We start from the raw sequence: 19,304 nt of genomic DNA, 5'->3' as shown, positions 1-19,304 counted from the left end.
CCGATCCGAGAGGAAGAACTTTGCAGTACGTCCGGCTGGGCTCGTCCGGCCTGAAGGTGTCGCGGCTGGCGCTGGGATGCATGAGTTACGGCGAGCCCGGACTCGGCACCCATCCCTGGTCGCTGCCCGAGGAGGAGAGCCTTCCGTTCATCGCCCAGGCACTCGAACTGGGCATCAACTTCTTCGACACCGCGAACATCTACTCGCTGGGCACCAGCGAGGAGTTCCTGGGCCGCGCAGTGCGCAAGCTGACCCGGCGCGAGGACGTCGTCATCGCCACCAAGGTCTACGAGAGGCTGGCGGACAACCCGCTCTCGGGCGGGCTGTCCCGCTCGGCGATCACGCGCGAACTCGACGCCAGCCTGCGGCGGTTGGACACCGACTACATCGACCTCTACATCATCCACCGCTGGGACCACGAGACTCCGGTCGAGGAGACCATGGAGGCGCTGCACGACATGGTGCGCGCGGGCAAGGTCCGCTACATCGGCGCCTCCTCCATGCACACCTGGCAGTTCGTGAAGGCGCAGTACGTCGCCGACCTCCACGGCTGGACGCGGTTCGTGAGCATGCAGAACCACTACAACCTCGTCAGCCGCGAGGAAGAGCGCGAGATGCTGCCGTACTGCCTCGCGGAAGGCGTCGGCGTCACTCCGTGGAGCCCGCTGGCCCGCGGAAAGCTCACGCGCGACTGGGACGCAGAGTCGCCCCGCACCGCGGGCGACCCGATCCAGGACCGCTTCTACGGCCCCACCGAGCGGGCGGACCGCGCGGTCGCCCACGTGGTTGCCGAGATCGCCGCCGAACGCGGCGTCCCCATGGCCCAGGTGGCCCTCGCCTGGCTGTTGCATCAGCCGGTGGTCACCGCGCCCGTCGTCGGCGCGACCCGGCCGCACCACCTGGAGGACGCGGTGGCGGCCCTCGACGTGACGCTCGACGACACCGAACTGGCCCGGCTTGAGGCGCCCTATGTGCCGCACGCCGTCGTGGAATACGTCTGACCTGCAGACAGGTGGAGGAATCGTGGGAATAGCCGACTACGCCCTGGCGATGCCGAGCGGAACGCTGAGCGTCGACGACGTCAGCCGGGAGTCGGGATACGCCGTCGAGAAGCTCGGCCAGATCCTTCCGTCCGGGAAGTTCTCGGTGCTGGCCGAGGGCGAGACCTCCTGGGGTCTCGGCCGGGACGCCGCGGCCAGGCTCCTGGCCCGCAACCCGGTGCCGCTCGAGGAGATCGGACTCGTCCTGTACGCGGGCTCCAGCGAATGGGGCACGCCCTTCTGGTCACCCGCCGCCAAGATCGCCCAGGAGTTGGGGATCGCACACGCGCACTGCTTCGAGGTCTCCAACTTCTGCAATGCGGGCATGGTCGCCGTGAAGCTGGCCGACGACCAGGTGCGGGCGGGCACCCACAAGCACGCACTGGTGATCATCTCTGACCGGCTGAGCCAACTCGTCGAGTACGGAACCGGCTACATCGAACTGTTCAACTTCGCGGACGGCGCCGCCGCCGTAATGATGTCGGCCGACGCCAAGTACGAGGTGCTGGGCGCTGCTCACCACACCGACCCGCAATGGGTGGACTCGTACTACGGCGAGATCAAGGAAGGCAGGGTCAAGGTCGAGCGGGGCGAAAAACTCGACGGCCTCGGCGAGGCGTTCCTCGGCAACTTCACCACCCTGACCCACAAGGTCCTCGCCGGCCTCGGGCAGGAGGTGGACGACGTGTCGTACTTCCTGGTCACGCACGGCAACCAGGACACCCACCGCAAGTACCTCGCTGCGCTGGGCGTGGACGCCTCTCGCAGTGTCTTCCAGTACGACCGCGACGGCCACCTCGGCGGCGCGGACCCGTTCCTCGCCCTGGAGGAGCTGGAGCGGGAGGGCCGGATCACCTCCGGCGACCTGGTGGTCGTGGCAACCGCCGGGTCGGGCTTCACCTGGGGCGTGACAGCGATCCGCCGGACGTGACCCGCGTACGGCAAGGGGAAGGGCTCCCGGTTCTTGAGAATCGGGAGCCCTTCCCCTTTCCTTGCCTGCCGCTTTCAGTGACGGTGAACGGAGTTCAGATCCACCGTCAGGAGCTGCAGCGCAGCCTCATGGGGCGAGTCGGGTTCCGCGTGGTAGAACTTCAGGATGTTGCCGTCCTGGAGGTCGGCGGACTGGTACATCAACTCCAGCTCGCCGACGGCCGGATGACTGAAGAGCTTGGTGCCCTCGATGCAGTTTGCCACCCGCTGCCGGCACCAGAGTGCCGCGAACTCCGCGCTCTGAATGGTCAGTTCACCAATGAGCGCGGCAAGTCGCGGATCGTGCCGGTGGTTTCCGGAGATGAACCGCAGATAGGTCACGTTCGACTCGGACTCCGTGGCCCAGTCCGCGTACAGGGTCCGGACGTCCTCGTCGAGGAAGTTCATCTTGATGATGTTGGGGCGCAGTTCGGCGTCCTCGGTGACGTCGAAGTCGAGATGCGGCGCGAACAGCCGGTGGTACAGCGAGTTCCAGGCGAGGATGTCGCACCGGTAGTTCAGCACGGCCGCCGCCACATTGCCGAGTGATGCCATCAGCATCTTGGTGCTGGGGCTCAACTGGTCGTCCTGGGGCGCCTGCTGCTGCGGATTCTGCACCGCAGTCCCGATCTTGAGCAGGTAGTCCTGTTCGTCGGGGCCCAGATCCAGAGCGCGGGCGATGGAGAGCAGGACCTGCGGGGAGGCGTGCGCGGTCTGCGACTGCTCCAGCCGGGTGTAGTAGGTCTGGCTCACTCCCGCGAGCGCGGCCACCTCCTCCCGACGCAGCCCGGGAACCCGCCGCGAGCCGCTGGTACGCAGTCCCCGCTGCTCCGGCCGGACGCGCTCACGCATCTGCCGCAGGTAGCTGCCGAGGTCCGTGTTCACGATCTGTTCCACCCTTCTCATTATGAAGTGCCGTACCGCATCGGCAATATCGCCGCTACTCGCGGTGGCCGACGCCACGGCGGCCGGGCGGGCGGTCTCTGCTCCGCCCACCCGGCCGCGCGGTCCACCGCGCCGGGGGATTTACGCGGTGACGGATGCCGCCTGCCGGGCCTTTCCGCGCAGCACCAGCCACAGCAGAAGACCGACGGCGACCTGGGAAAGACCGGCCACGGCGATCGCCGTATGAATCCCGGTGAGCTCCTCGGCGGCGGTGACGGTGCCCTGTCCGATGACGGCGGCGAAGACCGCGCTCACCAGCGGGATGCCGATCGCGATGCCGACCTGCTGGCTCTGGGTGGCCATGCCGGTGGCCATGCCCTGTGCGTCGGAGTCGACGGACGAGGTGGCGATGACCATGAAGCACAGGGCGGCCAGCATGGAGAAGAAGGCGTTCACGAACTGGGTGGCGACCAGCGGGATCAACCAGTAGGAATCCGAGGTGGCCCACAGCGCCGGCAGCATGAACGCGCCCTGGAGGACCAGGGAGACGCCGAGCATCGTACGCGGCGAGACCTTCTGGAGGATGCGCGGACCGACGGTGCCGGCGACGATCTGGCCCACGCCGATACCGAGCAGCACCAGGCCGGCGACCATGGACGACAGGCCGAGCACGTTCTGGACGTAGAGGCCGGTGAAGAAGATCAGCGCGGTCTCGCCGCCGAAGATGAACAGGGCGGCGAGGTTGCCGAAGGCGATGTCGGGCTTCTTGAGGATCTTCACCGGGACAAGGGCGTCGGCGGTACGGCTTTCCACGGCCCAGAAGACGCCGAGCAGAACCGCGGCTGCGATCAGCGAGCCGCCCGCAGCCAGGTCGAGGCCCTCCTCGCCGACGCCGGTGACACCGTAGATTCCGGCGAACAGACCCAGGGTGATCAGCAGCGCACCGGGCAGGTCGATGCGGCTGCGCTGCTCCGCCCGGCTCTCGTCGACGACGATCGGCACCACGACGATCGCGGCGATTGCCACGGGAATGTTGATGAAGAAGGCCCAGCGCCAGGAGAACACGTCCGTGAGGACACCGCCGAGGATCGCACCTACGCTGAAGCCGGAGCTCATCATCACGCTGTTCAGGCCCAGCGCCCGGGTGCGCGGGCCGGGTTCGGTGAAGGCGGTGGTCAGCAGGGCGAGCGCGGCGGGCGTGACGGCGGCGGTGGCCAGGCCCTGCAGGGTACGGGCGACCAGCAGCATCGTGGGGGAGTCGGCGAGGCCGCCGACAAGCGAGGAGACGGTCAGAACGACCATCCCGGCGGTGAAGATCCGCCGACGTCCCACATAGTCACCGACTCGGCCGAAGACCAGGGTGCACCCGGCGGCGCACAGCGCAAAGGTCGTGGTGATCCACTGCAGGCTCCCCGTCGAGAACCCCAGGGACGTGCCGACCTCGGGCAGCGCGACGTTCAGCACGGAGAAGTCGGCGGCCATCATGAACTGCGACGCCAGGAGCACCACCAGGGCCGCGACCTGACGGCCTGTCATGCGGACACTCGTCGGCGACGCGGCCGTGGCGGTCGTGGCGGCATCAGCGGTAGTCATGCGTCCCAGCTTCGGCCGCCCGCCGCCACCCAGCCAGATCCCTCTTGACGGCACTCCTGCGGAGACTGTCACTGGCAGTGCCACCCTCAGCACACCCCCGCACGGCGCCCCGATCGCACCGGCGGCCGATCCCCGCCTCGACCTCGATGCACAAGTGCAGCATCTGGCGGTTCACGCCCAGGCCCTCCCCCACGGCCAGCTTCAGAGGCCCGGCTTCAAACGGTACGGCCTGACGGATCTGGCGTTCGGGGCGCGACTCCCCGTCCCGCCCCCTTGACCATCAATGCCGGCCACCGACACGCCGAATGCCACAAGACTTCGGTGACGAAATCATCACTGACCGCAACAAGCCCAGGTCGCATGCCTGGATCACCGAATTCCGAAGCGCACCCCTTGCGCTCCCCTCCCCCGACGGCCGCCCCGAAAGCTGACCAATCATCAGGAGCTCAACACAAAAGACCAGGCCAGAAGGCATCTGACCTGGTCCCGAGTGGAGCCGCCTTCGGGATTCGAACCCGAGACCTACGCATTACGAGGGCGCAAGCAATCATGCCGTCCAGTGACGACTGATGCTGCGCGGTGCTGTTTTGCCTGATCAGACCACGTGCGCGAGGATCGGCGCCTGTCCCTCGTGCTGCACCGTCCAAAGGCATCCGGCCACCCCTTGGCCACCCCCGACCATCCGCGATGCACTTCAATGCCTAGGCGCAGCCGTTGTGAAACCTGCACAGGTTACTCGAGGGCGAGATCCTGTGCGCCTCAGATCGGTCTGGGGCTGCAACACCAGGCCCGCTTGAGAGACTGCGGCCATGATCAGCAATCTTCTAGCAAACAAGGTGGTCCTTATCACCGGCGCAAGCAGTGGCATCGGCGCCGCAGCGGCGAAGGTGTTCAGCCGGGAGGGCGCGGTCGTGGTGCTGGCTGCTCGCCGGGAGAACCGGCTGGCCGCGCTCGTGAGCGAACTGCGGGACAAGGGGGCCGAGGCGACGTACGTGGTGGGCGACATGTCGGTCGCCGCTGACGCGGGCCGCGCGGTGGACTTCGCCGTCGCCGAGTACGGGCGCCTGGACGGGGCGTTCAACAACGCCGGAGTCGGCGGGGACCGTACTCCCCTGCATCTGATGGCGGACGACGTGTACGACACCATCATGGACGTCAACCTGCGGGGCATATGGAACTGTCTGCGCCATGAGATAGCAGCGATGCTGCCGCATGGAGGTGGCGCGATCGTCAACAACAGCAGTGTGGCCGGCCTGGTGGCCATCCCCGCCGCCGCTCCGTACATCGCCTCGAAGCACGCAGTCGTCGGTCTGACCCGGGCGGCCGCGGACGAGTACGCGACGCAGGGCATCAGGGTGAACGCGGTCGCCCCGGGCACCACGCGCAGTGAGATTACCGTCGACTGGTTCGCGCGCAACCCCGGCATGGAGGAGTTGGCCAACTCCCTGACCCCCCAGGGACGTACCGCGGAGCCGGAGGAGATAGCGGAGGCCGCGGCCTGGCTGCTCAGCGACCGTTGCCCCTTCCTGACAGGCACAGTCCTGCCGGTGGATGGAGGGTTCGTCAATCACTGACGGCAGCCACTGACAGCATCCCCTCAGGGCGACCGCAGGCGGCGAGATCCGCCCCCTGCGGTGCGCCTTGACTCATGGCTACGGTTGCAGCCCCCTCAGCCGCGCCTGGAAGGCGACCTCTCCGCCCTGGCATCCGGTGACGACGATGGCGCACCAATTGGGCAGCAGGGCGGGAAGGCGCCGCGCCTCGATCCAGCAGGGCTCGTCGAACTCCACGTACCGCCCAAAGCTGATGGCCATGTCGGTGAATTCGAGGGGCGTCGGGCCCGCGGCGGCGTGGGCGGCTTGGTGCGCGGCCTCCAGGAGGACGAGACCGGGGACGTGGTCGACGGGGTGATCGAAGAGCAGGGTGTTGGAGACGTCGTTGCGCAGTTGCCACTGGTGGCCGGCTGTTCCGGCCGCCAGGAGCACGTCGCTGTCGTCGGCCCTGCAGACCAAGTGGCGACTGATGGGCTCCGGCACGGGCCATTCGCTCCATTCGACGGCAAGATGCCGGCCGCGCACCCGGCGATAGGCTGCGGGGGAGACCCAGCCGAACTCCGTGTCCGCCAGGCACACAGTGGCGCCGTCTCGCCGGATGCGGAACTCCATGCCCAGGCCCGCGGAGCGCCTGGTGGATCGGGTGACCGCGATGTCGACCTCGAAGTCCGAGGCCTCGCGCGCCTGGAACCCAGGATCCGCAGTGATGTTGAGGTTGCTCAGCAGCGTCTGGTGCCCGGTCGGCACACCGTACTCGGCGTGCGCGACGAGGAGTCCGCTCTGCCGGATTGTCTGTGCCAGGAGCCGGGGGTCGTACGGTCCGGGGCCGCGGTGCTCGGGCCAGCGGGCGGTGACGGTGAAGGTGTCAGGTTCTTCCCGTCGCCAGTCTCTGACGAGGATCGCCGGCGTGTGGATGAGATGGGTGTATTGACCCAAATTCGCCCTGGATTCGGCGTTGCGGAACGCGGGCTGCGCGGCATCGATGGTGCTGAACACGAATTCCCCCTGTCGCCATGCTCCCTCGGACGCGGAGTTCGCTCGAGTGAGCTGCGCTGATAAAGTAACGAGCATCCGGTTACTCACAGACGACCATTCGGTGAGTATCAAGGGACACACTTACGGACTACTGGAAGGTGACGGGCGGTGAGGCAGGATCGCGCTATTCGCACTCGCAATCTCATCCTGGAGAGCATGGCGAGCTTGTTCAACGAGGTCGGGTACGACGCTGCAACGATCGCCGCACTGGTCGAACGGACGGGACTGACCCGAGGGGCCCTGTACTTCCACTTCGCCTCCAAGGAGGACATGGCGCGTGCCGTGCTGGATGAGGCGGTGACCCGTGAAGGGCTCAGTCCGCAGGCGTTCAAACTGCAGGAGTGGGTGGATCTGGGACTGCTCCTGGCCCACCGGTTGCCCAGGGAGCCGATACTGCGCGCCGCCATTCGGCTGGCCGTCGACCCCAAGGCGCGCAGGCTGTTCGGTACCCGGTGGCCGGACTGGGTCGCACTGGGGCGCGAACTGCTCACCGAAGCCAAGGAGAGCGGCGAACTGCTCGCTCACGCCGAACCCGCCGCCGTATCGCGGGCGTTCGTCGGCGCGTGGACCGGTGTACAGCTGGTGACGGAGGACCTGGAGGAGAAGCTGAACCTGTCCGAGGAGATCGCAGGCCTGTACGAGCTGCTGCTCCCCAGCATCGCCACCCCGGCGGTGCTGGCCAAGCTCGACCTGGCGCCCTACCGGGCGGAGCGGCTCCTGCGGAAGAGCTGCGGGCAGGAGACTCCCGAACACGAGTGAGACGTGGACGGTTCAGATCGACGGCTCCGGGCGCCCGCTCGGGGCCGTTGCGCGTTCAAGCCTCGCTCAATTTGCATTCGTGTACCCCTGTACTTCGCCGTGACGAACGAGTCGCACGCCAAGCTTCACCCATCTGTGGACATGAGCACGACGTAACGGCTCCGACCGCCCGGCCCCCGGTGGGCTCTTTCGAGTCAGTATACGTATTAAGCGTCCCGTTTTCGAGTGACCGATATGGCGTAAATTTCGGTTTTTACCAGTCCTGTTGACTTGCTGTGACACAATCGTATGCCCGTTTTGCTCTGCTTTATTAACCTTTGCCACTGGTGTATCGCTGTACAAAGAACAGGACGTGTGTTCTTTTATTGATGGGAAGTTTGGTGTGCAGAAGGGGGAACGATGGCAGTGCACGCTGCGCAACCGGCCACGACTCGCGTGCTGGTGGTCGGCGACGACGCCGGTATGGCGGAGACGAGGGTGCGCGAGCTGCGCCGACAGGGGTACTACGCCCAGAGCGTCGACACCGGAGCCGAGGCGCTGAGCGCCCATCAGCAAGCGGACCTGGTACTGCTCGATCTCGATCTTCCCGACATTGACGGACTCGAGGTCTGTCGGTCGATACGGGAGGTCGGCGACAAGCCCATCATCTCCGTCACCGCCCGCAACACCGAACTGGACCGGGTCCTCGCCCTGCAGGCCGGGGCGGACGACTGCGTGGTCACCTCGTGCGGTGCACGCGAGATGCTGGCGCGCATTGAAGCGGTACTGCGCCGGGCCCGCCCTCGGTCGGAACCGTCCCGGCCCCTCTACCTCGGCCCGCTGCGCATCGACAGCAGAACGCGTGAGGTCCACCTGCACAGTCGGCCGGTGAACGTCACCGCCAAGGAATTCGAATTACTGCACACCCTGGCTGCGTCCCCCGAAAGCGTCATTTCCCGAAAGGAACTGATGGCACAGGTCTGGGAAACCACATGGGCAGATTCCAGTCGCACCATCGACACACACGTACGCAGCCTGCGGGCGAAACTCGGCGCCAATTCATGGATCATCACGGTCCGCGGTGTCGGTTACCGCATGGGACACGGCTGACGAATACCGCCAGAACGCCGCTGTGGGCCCGAACCTTTTCCCGGTCGGGTCCCACAGCGGTGCAATCAATCCGTCCCGCGGTCGGTTACGACACCGCCTCCTCCGCGTACGGCAATCCGTCGAGCCCGGCCGGGTCCTGGCCGAGACCGGCGGGTGTCACCCAGTCGAAGGCGCTGTAGACCGCGGGGCCCAGGCCGAGGCTCTCGGCGACCTGCTCTCGCAGCCGGTTGGAGGTGAAGCCACCGATGACGTTCATCTGGGCGTCCCGGTAGAGGCGTTCCACCTCGTGGCCCTGGGTCACACCGGTCGCCCCGTGGATCTGCACGGCCCGTGCGGCGACCTCGACGCCCATCTCGGTGGCATAGATCTTGAGCATGGCGATCAGATCCCGGGCCGAACGGCCCGCGACGCGCTCGCACATCGCTCGGCGGGCCAGCAACCGGGCGGCGTCGATCTGGGCACGCGACTCGGCGAGCTGGGCCTGCACGCCCTCCATGTGCGCCAGCGGCCGGCCGAACGAGACCCGCTCTCGGGCGTGCCGTACGGAGGCGGACAGGGCGGACTCGGCGACGGCGATGGCGGCGAGCGAGTTCTTCAGCCACCCCCATGCCATGCCCTCGGCGAGTTCCCCGAACGGCACGGGCACCACATCGGCCTCGGCTATGTGGGCGTCGGTGAAGACAATCCCGCCCCACGGCATGCCGCGCAGCCCCATGTGCGCGATCTCGTACCGTTCGATGCCGGGTTGGTGCAGGTCCACGAAGGCAAGGCACCAGTCGGGGCCGTCGTCCCCCGGCAGCCGCTCGCGACGGGCGAGTACGACGGCCACGTCGGCGATGGGCGCGTTGGTGATCCTTGACTTCTCGCCGTTGATGACGAAACCGCCGCCGGGCGCCCCGGCGCGACGCACCGTGGTGCGGTAGGTGCCCGCGTCGCTGCCGGCCGTACGCTCCACCACGGCGAAGGCGGCCAGTCGTTCCCCAGACAGCAGGGACCGCAGCAGCGGCTCGTGGCTGCGGAGGTCGCCGTAAGTGGAGATCAACTTGCCGCACAACAGCGCGGACACGGTCGCCGCCCAGTAGGTGCCGGGGCACGCCCGGGCCAGCGCCTCCATGGCGTCGGCCTGGGTGAGGCCGTCGGCGCCGGTGCCGCCGATCTCCGGCGGGTGGAACAGCCGCAGGTAGCCGGAGTCGGCGAGTTCCTTCCAGTTCTGGGCCGGTATTCGGCCCGTCGCGTCCGTCTGCGCGGCCCTGGCGGCGATGCCCGGGAAGGCCGGCGCGGCCCGGGTGCCGCTCGCGACGCCGGTCATGCCGTACGTGCTTCCTGTGTCAGTCATGTTGTACGGACTCGTGGTGCCGGCCGAGCCATACGCACTCGTCGTGCCAGCTGGGTCATACGCACTCGTCGTGCTGGTCATGTCGTACGCGCTCCTCGTGTTGGGCCTGTTGAGCCTGTTCAGCCGAGTTCCAGCAGGGATGCCGCGATCACCGGCCGCAGCACCTCGGTGCCGCCTCCGGTGCCAGCGAAGAACAGCCCGTCGCGGTGCGCCCGTCCGACCAGGCGGTCGCCGGTGAGGCCGAGCGGGCCGGACAACCGCGCCGCCGCGTCGGTGACCGTGCGCACGGCGGCCGCCACAAAGAGCCGGGCGGCGGCCGCGTCCTGGTGCGAGGGCCGGTGGCCGGAGTCGAACTGCTGGGCGGCCCGGTGCAGCATTCCCTCGGCCAGCTCGCACCGCGCGGCCAGATCCGCCAGGGTGAACCGGACGGACTGGTCGTGGTGGAGCGGCCTACCGAAGAGCCGGCGTTCGCGGGCGCCCTCGATGGCGTCCCGGGTCAGCGCGCGGATGAGGCCGAGCCAGGGCGCACTGGAAAAGACCCAGTCCAGCACCGCCAGCAGCGGCTCCACCTCGGTCGCCGCGCCGGCGACGGTGCCCAGGACCGCGGTGTCCGGGACCGCGCAGCCGCCCAGGACCAGCCGGCCCCAGGGGCAGGTCGGCATCGCGGCCGGGCCGGCCTCGCCGACCCTCAGTCGCGGGGTGGCCCGGTCCACGACGAACGCGGTCCGTCCGCCGTCGTCGTGTGCGGCGACGACCAGGAAGTGATGGGCCACCGGGGCGCCCGCGACCAGGTCCAGTTCGCCGGTGAGCACCCAGCCGCCCGACCCGTCCGCGGCGGGCCGTGCGGTGACGGCTGGGGCCATGGACGCGCCCTGGGTCTGCTGCAGTGACAGCGCGCCCACCCACTCACCGGACGCCATCCGGGGCAGGTACCGCTCCCGCTGCCAGGGACTGCCGAAAGCGCGCAGCGGCACGGTGGCGAGCACCGCGTGCACGCCGACCGCGAGGGCGAGACCAGGGTCCCTGGCCCCTTCGCCGAGCCCCGCCAGAAGGGCGACGGTCTGGGTCGCGGACAGGCCGGCGCCGCCCAGGTCCCGCGGTACCAGTGGGCCGGTGAGGCTCGGGCCGGGCCGGGCCTCGGCCAGTTCGGCGAAGAGCCGCGGGTTCCAGCGGCGTTCGCGGTCGCGGTCGGCGACGGTCGGTTCCACGACGCGGTCGGCGAGCTCCCGGGCCCACTCACCTATGGGGAAATGCGGAATTTCCATCGAACTCTCCACTCCCATCTACTGAAAACGGGCTCGGTCACCATAACCAACAGCCCAATTAATTCCCGGCGTGGATTTGAGATTTTTCGGCGACCCTGCGGAGAATTCACAGACACGACTCTCGCTCACTTTTCATTACAGTCCTTGACAATGCTCTGACATGAGAGCCGTTGTCTCCTCACATTGCGCCGACCACCATGGTTGACGGCCCCGCAAAAGGAGGAAAACGCAATGGCAGTAAAAGAGCACGGGGGAAGCCTTCCGAGGCTGCCCCGTCTGTCTGACGCAACCCTTCGGGACTCCGCACACATGGCCGGCGTCGAGTTCGGCCCCAAAGACGCCGCGGTCATCGCGGACCTGCTGGTGAAGACCGGAATCGAGCTCGTCGAGGTCGGCATGGTGTCCGGTCCGGGCTCCAAGGACGCCGATCTCGTCCTCGCCACCCATGAGGCCGTCGGCCCCGAGCGCAGCATGACGCTCGTCGTGGTGCGGGACCGCCAGCAGGTCGCGAAGGCCCTCGACGAGGCCGAGCGGCTGGGCGTACGGCACATCATGTACTCCATCCCCACCTCCGAGCAGCACGCGAAGCTCAAGCTCGGCTCGCCCAGCCCCAAGTTCCTGCAGACGCTGGCCCGTTCGGCGATCACGCAGGCCAAGGAGCGCGGCTTCCACGTCACCTTCAGCGGCGAGGACGGCGCCCGCACGCCCAAGGAGCGCCTCGTCCCCTATGTAACCGCCGGCTTTGAGGCGGGGGCCGACCGGTTCCGGCTCGCGGAAACCGTGGCGTATCTGTCGCCCTGGCAGATGGAGGAGGTCATCGCCGACCTCACCGCGATCGACGGCTCCGAGATCGAGATCCACTCGCACAACATGCTCGGCATGGCCGTCGCCAACTCCCTCGCCGCCGTCCGCGCGGGCGCGCAGTGGATCTCGGCGACCGTCGGCGGCATCGGTGAACGCGGTGGAAACGCCCCGCTCGCCGAGCTGCTCACCTCGCTGCGCGTCATCCACGGCGACACCCGCTTCGACCTGAGGCACCTCACCGAACTGTCGCGCGTCGCCCTCACGGGCGCCGGCCTCGGCGACGCCTTCCAGTCCGGACCGACCACATCGCACGCCTTCGCCTACGAACTTCCGGGCCAGCTCACCCACCCGGAGGCGTACGAGACGCTGCCCGCCGAACTCGTCGGCAACGCCCGCGAGCTGCGGGTCCGAACGCGCCTCACCCCTGCCCTCGTCAAGTGGGCACTCGCCGAATCGGGTGTCTTCGTCGACGTCGACGCCTTCACCCCGTGGCTCATCGAGCGACAGGAGCGCGACGGAGGTCCGCTGCTCGACCGGGACACGATCCGCAAGGCCGCCATCGACTTCCAGGCCGCCTGAACCCACCTCTCACCGGGGCAGACCAGCCCCGCCCCACCCCGAACCCGTACGAAGAATCCGGAGTTGATCCATGTCCACCGCCATCCTCACCGGCGACTGCCCCGAGTGCGAGACCGACCTGACCGTGCCACCGATGGTTCAGGGCGAGACCCTCTCCTGCCCCGAGTGCATGCTCACGCTGCGCGTGGAGGAGATCCAGGACGGCCGGCTGTCCCTGCAGATGGTCGAGGTACAGCTGCGCGACTGGGGCCAGTGAGATGACCCTGAGAGTCGCCATCGTCGCGGACCGGGTCGGTTGGGAGGAACGCGAACTCATCCACCGCGCACCCGACTTCGGCCTCCAGGTCGACTGGGTCAACGACGAGTCCCTGTGCCTGGGGGACCCCAAGCCTCCCTCGATCGACGGCTACGACGCCCTGCTGGTCCGCAGCCGCAGCTACACCCGAGGCGGACTGCTCGCCACCCTGGCCGAGTCCGGTGGCGTACCCGTCCTCAACTCGGCGGCCGCCATCCACGCCTGCGAGAACAAGCTGGTGCTGCGCGCTGTGCTGCGCTCCGCGGGCGTGCCGGTGCCGGACTTCCGGCTCGCCCTGTCCCGCAAAGACTTCACGCGGGCACTCGAAGACCTGGGCCTACCCGCGGTGCTCAAGCCGGTCTACGGCGGCATGGGCAAGCGCGTCACCCTGGTCCGCGACGCCGATCTGGCGCAGTCCGTCTACGACTACGTCGAGGACCTCGGCCACGCGTTCGAGCAGGCCTGCCTGGTGGAGCCGTACCTGGGCGGCGGCTCGGTGCGCTGCCTGGTCGTCGGCCGGCAGATCGTCGCCGCCGCCGAGTTCGAGAGCGCCGGAGCCGACTGGCGCAGCAACGCGGCGCTCGGCAACCAGAGCCGGGCCCTCGCCCACGACCCCGAGGTGCAAAAGCTCGTCGACGGTGTCGTGGACCGGCTCGGCGAGGGCATCTACGGAGTAGATCTCTTCAAGACGCCATCGGGTCACCTGGTCAACGAGGTCAACCACGCCCCCGCCTGGCGAGGGGTGGCGTCGACCACGGGAGAGGACATCCCGTCGGCCATCGCCCGTCACCTGCAGGAGATACTCGCATGATCCGCGTGGGAATCGTCGGCGCCTCCGGACTCGCCGGCGGTGAACTGATCAGGCTGGTGAGCCAGCATCCCGAACTCGAACTGACCTTCCTCGGCGGCAACTCCAGTGCAGGCCGGCGCCCGGCCCAACTGCATCCCGGGCTCCGCCTCGACCTGGGCCTGACCGTCGAACGCGTCACAGCGGAGGCCGTGGCCGAGCGGTGCGACGTGGTGTTCCTCGCCACGCCCGCCCCGGCCTCGGCCGAACTCGCCACGCTCCTCGCCGACCGCGTCCCGTGCGTAATCGACCTGAGCGGCGCCTTCCGTATCCGCACCCCCCAGCTGCACGAGCGCTGGTACCCCAAGGCTGTACGGCCGGACGAACTCGCCGACCGCTTCATCTACGGCGTACCGGAACTCATCGGCGACCAACTGGCCGGCGCCCCGCTGATCTCCGTACCCGGCTGCTACGCCACGGCGATCACCCTCGGGCTCGCCCCGCTGACCCTCGGCCTCGGCCTGAACCTGAGGACCGTGGTCGTGGACGGCAAGAGCGGCTCCAGCGGCGGCGGTCTGCAGTTGCGCGTGCCGGACCTGCACCCGCTGCGCAACGGCGCCATCGCACCGTACGCCCCGACGGGGCACCGGCACGCCGCCGAGGTGAGTGACTTCCTGGAGCACAGCAAGCCCGGCACCGTCGGTTCGCTGACGATGTCGGCGTACGGGGTGTCGCACGTACGCGGACTGCTCGCCAGCTCCTACGTCTTCACCGACGACGAGGTGGACGGCCGCGAGCTCCAGCGGGCCTACCTGCGCTTCTACAAGGGGCACCGGTTCGTGCGGGTGAGGCGGCACACCGAAACACTGATCCCGGTGCCCGATCCGCAGGCGGTCCTGGGCTCCAACTTCTGTGACCTGACGGTCCTGTACGACGACGAAGGCGGCCGGATCGTCGTCCTCGCCGCCCTCGACAACCTCGTCAAGGGCGCAGCGGGCCAGGCGGTACAGGCCGCCAACATCCGGTTCGGCCTGCCGGAGGAAACGGGCCTGACGATGCAGCCGGTGATGCCCGCATGAGCGAGACGACACCCGTGAACACGCCCACCGTGGTCAAGCTGGGCGGCAGTTGCCTGGACGACCTCGCCGACGGCTGGTGGGACGACCTGGCCCGGCACGGCCAGGACCGGCCACTGGTCCTGGTGCACGGCTGGTCCAAGCCGCTCAAGCAGCTCAGCCCGCGCTACAGCGAACCGTCCGCGGTCCTGCGCGACCGGTACGGCAACCAGAGCCGCTGGACCACACCCGAGGTCATCGCCGACATCAAGACCGTCAGCGCCCGCCTCGGCGAGGACGTCCTCGGACGCCTCGAACAGCGCGGCATCACCGCGGAACGGCTCCTCGGCAGCGATGGCCTGGTCGCCGCCGGAGAGGGCGAGCACTGGTGGTGGCGGGACAAGCAGCTCGTCGAGCTGGAGAACCTGGTCGGACCTATCACCGGGGTGGACCCGGCGGCGCTGAAGAACCTCCAGCCGGGCCACGCCTACCTCGTCACTCCACTGGCCAGGAACGCGGCGGGCCAGGAGGTCAACACCGACGCCGACCGGGCCGCCGCAGCGATCGCCGGCGCCACCGGCGCCACCGACCTGGTGCTCGTCACCGATGTCGCCCATCTGCTGATCGACGGGGAGCCGGTGCGCCGGATCACCGCGAAGGTCGCGGCCGCCTTCCGCGACAAGGGAGCCACCGGCGGCATGCGCAAGAAGCTGCGGGCCGCCGGCGAGGCCTTGGACGCGGGCGTGGAGCGCGTCGTCATCGGCAGCGCGGCCGTCACCGACCTGCTCGCCGCCCGCACCGGCACCGTCATCACACGCACCTGAGGAGCAATCACGTGGCGCACTCCCGTGTACTCGTCGTCAACAACGGAACCCTGTCGCTGAAACAGCTCCGCAAGCGGTTCGAGGACCTCGGCTCGGACACCGACGCGGTCGACGCGGCATCCGTGCCGGACCGGCTCGATGGCCGCTACCAGGCGATCGTCCTGAGCGGCACCAAGGTGCGGGCCTACGACCGCGACTACTACAAGCCGCTCATCGACCTCGTCATGAGCGCTGACGTCCCGGTCTTCGGAATCTGCGGCGGCATGCAGATCCTCGCGGTCGCGGCGGGCGGCCGACTCGCCGAGGGACCCCAGCGGGTCGGCGGCTACGAGGTGCAGGTCGACAAGGAGGAACCGCTCTTCACCCATGTGAAGCCGACGGTCACCGTCTTCCACCGGCACACCCTCTACCTCCAGGAGGCCCCCGCGGGTTTCGACTCCATCGGCCGCTCCGAGCACGCGCCGGTGGAGTTCCTGCGCTCCGACGACGGCCGGATCTTCGGCGCCCAGGCGCATCTGGAGTTCCGCAGCGACGGCCTGGAGATCCTGCGCGGCTTCGCCGAGCTCTACCAGTGACACCCATCTACGTAGCGAGGACTTGGCAATGAGTGATCTGGAAAACCCGCAGGACCCCGCGTTCACGGTTCACCTGAACGGCAGCGGCGGCGCGATCAAGGGCTGGGTCGTGGTCGACTCCCTCCACGAGGGCCTGGCCATGGGCGGCGTACGGATGACCACCGGGGTCACCGAGGAGGAGGTGGCCGGTCTCGCCCGCGACATGACGCACAAGTTCATCCTCGCCGGCCTGCCGATCGGCGGCGCCAAGGGCGGCATAGTCTCCGACGGCACCAACCGCGAGGAGACCTTCCGCACCTTCGGCCGCACCGTCAAGCCTCTGCTGCACGGAGGGATCCACCTCGGCATCGACATGGGTGTCACCCCCGCCGACCGGGCCGTGTTCTTCGCCGAGGCCGGCTACGACCCCCGCTACCGGCTGGGCGCACCGGACATGCCGATCGACTGGCGCACTTACTATGAGCCCCTGATCGACTGCACCGGCCACGGTGTCGGGGTGGCGGCGGTCACCGCCCTGGAGGCGAGCGGCCGTACCGGGCCCTCCCGGGTCGTCGTCCAGGGCTTCGGAGCGGTGGGCCGTGCGGTCGCCCGGTTCCTGGAGGACCGCGGCCATGTGATCGTCGGGGTGGCCGATGTGAACGGCACCATCAGCGCGGACCGGCTGCCGGTGGCCGACCTGGTCGCCGTCACCGACGAGTTCGGGCTGATCGACCGCTCCCGGCTGCCGCAGCACGTCACCGTCTCCACCGAGCCGGACGCCTGGCTCGACGTCGACGCCGACCTGCTGGTCCTCGCCGCGCAGAAGCACGCGCTGAACGCCGACAACGCGCACCGGTTGCGGGCCGACCTGGTGGTCGAGGGCGCGAACCTCGCCTCAAGTGCCGAGGCGCGGGAGAAGTCACGGGCCTCGGGGGCCACGCTGGTCCCGGGCGTGATCGCCAACATCGGCGGGGCCGGCTCGGCAGCCCTGGCCGTCACCCGGGTCGTCCCCTTCGAACTCGAGGCCGAGGCCCGTAAGGCGTGGGTCTTCGACTGGATCGGCGACTGCGTCCGCCGCAACACCCGCGACCTGCTGGAGATCGCCGCCGCGAACCCCGGCGACCCGCTGCCCGAACTGGTTCAGGCCCGCCGTAAGGAGCGGGGATGACCTCGACGACCACCGCCATCCTGGCCACGGCGTCGGCCGCGGACCGGATGGCCGAGTACCGGCGGCGCGGCTGGTGGCGGGACGAGACCTTCCTCGACGACCTGCGCCGCCAGGCCCGGGAGCGGCCGCGCAAGCCGGCCATCGCCGGGCGCCGCCTCGACGAGGCCCGCACCGACACCCTCGACTACGCCGAACTGGCGCGGCTGACCGACCGGTTCGCCGGGGCGCTGCTCGAACTGGACGTGCGACGTGGCGACGTGGTCGCCGTCCAGCTGCCCAACCGGTGGGAGATGGTGCCGCTGATGTTCGCCTGTATGGCGGTCGGCGCGGTCATCTGCCCGATCGCCCCGGTCTGCCGGGAGGAGGAACTGCGCCACCGGCTGGCGCTCACCGAGGCCAAGGTGTGCGTCACGGTGCCGGAATGGGAGGGCTACCCGCTGGCCGAGACCGTCACCGCGCTCAAGGACGAGCTGCCGCTCGACCACGTCGTCGTGGTCGACGGGCACGCACCCGAAGGCGCCCTGGACTTCCACGACCACTTCGTCTCCACCCACTGGGAGACGCAGCGCACGGCCGATCTGGAGGGCCGCCAGCTGCGGCCCGACGAGCCGTTCGTGGTGCTCTTCACGTCCGGCACGACCGGCTTCTCCAAGGGCGTGGTACACAGCCAGAACACGGTCCACTCAGGTGTACGCGGCTATGTGGACACCTTCCTGCTCCGCGACGACCTGGTCGCCGTCGTCACCACCCCGCTGGTGCACTACTCCGGTTTCGGCCAGGGAGTCCTCGCCGGGGTGATGCTCGGCGGGACGATCGCCTTCCAGGACGGCCCGGACCATGCCGGCCTGCTGGACCTGGTCGAGCGTTACGGCGCCACCCTGCTGTACGGTCCGCCACCCACGCTCTCCGGTGTCGCGCGGGCCCAGCGGGTCGATCCGCACGACGTGTCCAGCCTGCGCCACACGGTCACCGGCGCGGCGCCGGTGCTCCAGCCGCTGGTGGACGAGCTGCGGCAGACGTTCGGGGCGCGCACGTACTCGGTGTGGGGCATGTCGGAGTTCGGCCCCGTCACCATCAGCCGGCTCGACTACAACCAGGACTGGGCGGCGCACAGCCACGGGCGGCCCATCGACTCCATGGAGATCCGCATCGACCTGTGCCACGACCCCTGCAAGCGGGCCCCGGTGGGCCGGCTGCGGGTGCGCGGCGCGTCACGGGCGCTCGGCTACTACAAGCAGCAGGACGCCTTCGACGCCGAGCTCACCGAGGACGGCTGGTTCGACACCGGCGACGTGGCGCGCGAGGACGGCCGAGGCGGCATCCGCATCCTGGGCCGCGCCAAAGACACCATCCTTCGTGACGGGATCGTCGTACCGATGGCCGAGCTGGAGGCGATCATCTCCCGGCACCCGAAGGTGGCCGAGGCCGCCCTCGTCGGCCCCAACGGCACGGTCGACGACCCGATCCTCGCGGTCATCGCCCCGCGCGACGGCACCACCGTGACGCTGGAGGAGATCCGCGCCCACCTCAGGGAGGCCGACCAGGACCCCCGCTTCTACCCAGAGCGCCTGGAGATCGTCACGGCCCTGCCGAAGACCCTCACCGGCAAGGTCCGAAAGGTCGAATTGCGGGAGCGCTTCGCCGGGGCGTAACCCCCGGCCGCACTCTCCGCCGGTAGGCGCCCTCTCCCGACCACCCACCTGCCCGCGCTCGA

Annotated in this window: 18 protein-coding genes; 13 read left to right on the top strand and 5 right to left on the bottom strand. The window is 68.9% G+C overall.

Annotated elements, in window-relative coordinates; all coding sequences use genetic code 11:
* Positions 1 to 20 precede the first annotated feature (20 nt).
* Positions 21 to 1,001, top strand: coding sequence for an aldo/keto reductase (locus OFY01_RS19620; RefSeq protein WP_266601678.1), 981 nt, complete (start codon positions 21 to 23; stop codon positions 999 to 1,001).
* Positions 1,002 to 1,023: 22 nt separating this feature from the next.
* Positions 1,024 to 1,971 carry a 3-oxoacyl-ACP synthase III family protein gene (locus OFY01_RS19615; RefSeq protein WP_266601676.1) on the top strand — a complete coding sequence of 316 codons (948 nt, stop codon included), beginning with the start codon at positions 1,024 to 1,026 and terminating at the stop codon, positions 1,969 to 1,971.
* A 74-nt stretch (positions 1,972 to 2,045) separates the two neighbouring features.
* Here the strand turns inward: OFY01_RS19615 and OFY01_RS19610 are convergent, their stop codons facing one another.
* Positions 2,046 to 2,906 carry a helix-turn-helix transcriptional regulator gene (locus OFY01_RS19610; protein ID WP_456115288.1) on the bottom strand — a complete coding sequence of 287 codons (861 nt, stop codon included), beginning with the start codon at positions 2,904 to 2,906 and terminating at the stop codon, positions 2,046 to 2,048.
* Positions 2,907 to 3,035: 129 nt separating this feature from the next.
* Positions 3,036 to 4,487: an MFS transporter gene (locus tag OFY01_RS19605; protein WP_266601672.1), complete on the bottom strand. Its 1,452-nt coding sequence runs from the start codon at positions 4,485 to 4,487 to the stop codon at positions 3,036 to 3,038.
* Positions 4,488 to 5,296: 809 nt separating this feature from the next.
* Here OFY01_RS19605 and OFY01_RS19600 point away from each other — a divergent pair.
* On the top strand, positions 5,297 to 6,061 hold the full coding sequence (locus OFY01_RS19600; protein WP_266601670.1) for a glucose 1-dehydrogenase: 765 nt from the start codon (positions 5,297 to 5,299) through the stop codon (positions 6,059 to 6,061).
* Between the two features lie 78 nt (positions 6,062 to 6,139).
* Here OFY01_RS19600 and OFY01_RS19595 read toward each other — a convergent pair whose 3' ends face one another.
* A complete protein-coding gene (locus OFY01_RS19595) occupies positions 6,140 to 7,036 on the bottom strand; it encodes a ScbA/BarX family gamma-butyrolactone biosynthesis protein (protein ID WP_266601668.1) in 897 nt (298 codons plus the stop codon).
* Positions 7,037 to 7,183: 147 nt separating this feature from the next.
* Here OFY01_RS19595 and OFY01_RS19590 point away from each other — a divergent pair, with 147 nt between their 5' ends.
* On the top strand, positions 7,184 to 7,834 hold the full coding sequence (locus OFY01_RS19590; protein ID WP_266601666.1) for a ScbR family autoregulator-binding transcription factor: 651 nt from the start codon (positions 7,184 to 7,186) through the stop codon (positions 7,832 to 7,834).
* 399 nt (positions 7,835 to 8,233) lie between these two features.
* Complete coding sequence (locus OFY01_RS19585; protein ID WP_266601664.1) at positions 8,234 to 8,923, top strand: response regulator transcription factor; 690 nt, start codon at positions 8,234 to 8,236, stop codon at positions 8,921 to 8,923.
* 85 nt (positions 8,924 to 9,008) lie between these two features.
* Here OFY01_RS19585 and OFY01_RS19580 read toward each other — a convergent pair whose 3' ends face one another.
* Together OFY01_RS19580 and OFY01_RS19575 are read right to left on the bottom strand one after the other, a co-directional pair.
* Positions 9,009 to 10,259 carry an acyl-CoA dehydrogenase family protein gene (locus tag OFY01_RS19580; RefSeq protein WP_266601662.1) on the bottom strand — a complete coding sequence of 417 codons (1,251 nt, stop codon included), beginning with the start codon at positions 10,257 to 10,259 and terminating at the stop codon, positions 9,009 to 9,011.
* A gap of 119 nt (positions 10,260 to 10,378) precedes the next feature.
* The gene (locus tag OFY01_RS19575; RefSeq protein WP_266601660.1) at positions 10,379 to 11,524 is read right to left on the bottom strand and encodes an acyl-CoA dehydrogenase family protein; all 1,146 of its coding nucleotides are present in this window, start codon (positions 11,522 to 11,524) and stop codon (positions 10,379 to 10,381) included.
* A 231-nt stretch (positions 11,525 to 11,755) separates the two neighbouring features.
* Between OFY01_RS19575 and OFY01_RS19570 the strand changes: the two genes are divergently transcribed.
* The 8 genes from OFY01_RS19570 (at position 11,756) to OFY01_RS19535 (ending at position 19,242) form a co-directional block, all read left to right on the top strand.
* Positions 11,756 to 12,907 carry an isopropylmalate synthase gene (locus tag OFY01_RS19570; protein ID WP_266601658.1) on the top strand — a complete coding sequence of 384 codons (1,152 nt, stop codon included), beginning with the start codon at positions 11,756 to 11,758 and terminating at the stop codon, positions 12,905 to 12,907.
* A gap of 70 nt (positions 12,908 to 12,977) precedes the next feature.
* A complete protein-coding gene (locus OFY01_RS19565) occupies positions 12,978 to 13,163 on the top strand; it encodes a lysine biosynthesis protein LysW (RefSeq protein ID WP_266601657.1) in 186 nt (61 codons plus the stop codon).
* A gap of 1 nt (position 13,164) precedes the next feature.
* Positions 13,165 to 14,013 carry an ATP-grasp domain-containing protein gene (locus OFY01_RS19560; protein ID WP_266601655.1) on the top strand — a complete coding sequence of 283 codons (849 nt, stop codon included), beginning with the start codon at positions 13,165 to 13,167 and terminating at the stop codon, positions 14,011 to 14,013.
* Entirely contained in the window at positions 14,010 to 15,068 is a 1,059-nt protein-coding gene (gene argC, locus OFY01_RS19555; RefSeq protein WP_266601653.1) for an N-acetyl-gamma-glutamyl-phosphate reductase, read from the top strand. Before OFY01_RS19560 ends, argC begins: the two co-directional genes overlap by 4 nt.
* Positions 15,065 to 15,868, top strand: a complete 804-nt coding sequence (locus OFY01_RS19550; protein ID WP_266601651.1) for an amino acid kinase family protein — start codon at positions 15,065 to 15,067, stop codon at positions 15,866 to 15,868. Before argC ends, OFY01_RS19550 begins: the two co-directional genes overlap by 4 nt.
* Positions 15,869 to 15,879: 11 nt before the next feature.
* A complete protein-coding gene (locus tag OFY01_RS19545; protein WP_266601649.1) occupies positions 15,880 to 16,443 on the top strand; it encodes a type 1 glutamine amidotransferase in 564 nt (187 codons plus the stop codon).
* Between the two features lie 28 nt (positions 16,444 to 16,471).
* A complete protein-coding gene (locus tag OFY01_RS19540; RefSeq protein WP_266601647.1) occupies positions 16,472 to 17,590 on the top strand; it encodes a Glu/Leu/Phe/Val dehydrogenase dimerization domain-containing protein in 1,119 nt (372 codons plus the stop codon).
* On the top strand, positions 17,587 to 19,242 hold the full coding sequence (locus tag OFY01_RS19535) for an AMP-binding protein (RefSeq protein WP_266601645.1): 1,656 nt from the start codon (positions 17,587 to 17,589) through the stop codon (positions 19,240 to 19,242). The genes OFY01_RS19540 and OFY01_RS19535 overlap by 4 nt, the downstream gene beginning before the upstream one ends.
* Positions 19,243 to 19,304 lie beyond the last annotated feature (62 nt).

This window comes from Streptomyces beihaiensis (genome assembly GCF_026274175.1).
Lineage (GTDB): Bacteria > Actinomycetota > Actinomycetes > Streptomycetales > Streptomycetaceae > Streptomyces > Streptomyces beihaiensis.
The sequence above is the reverse complement of the archived record's forward strand: the minus strand, read 5'-3'. Positions and strand labels throughout refer to the sequence as shown.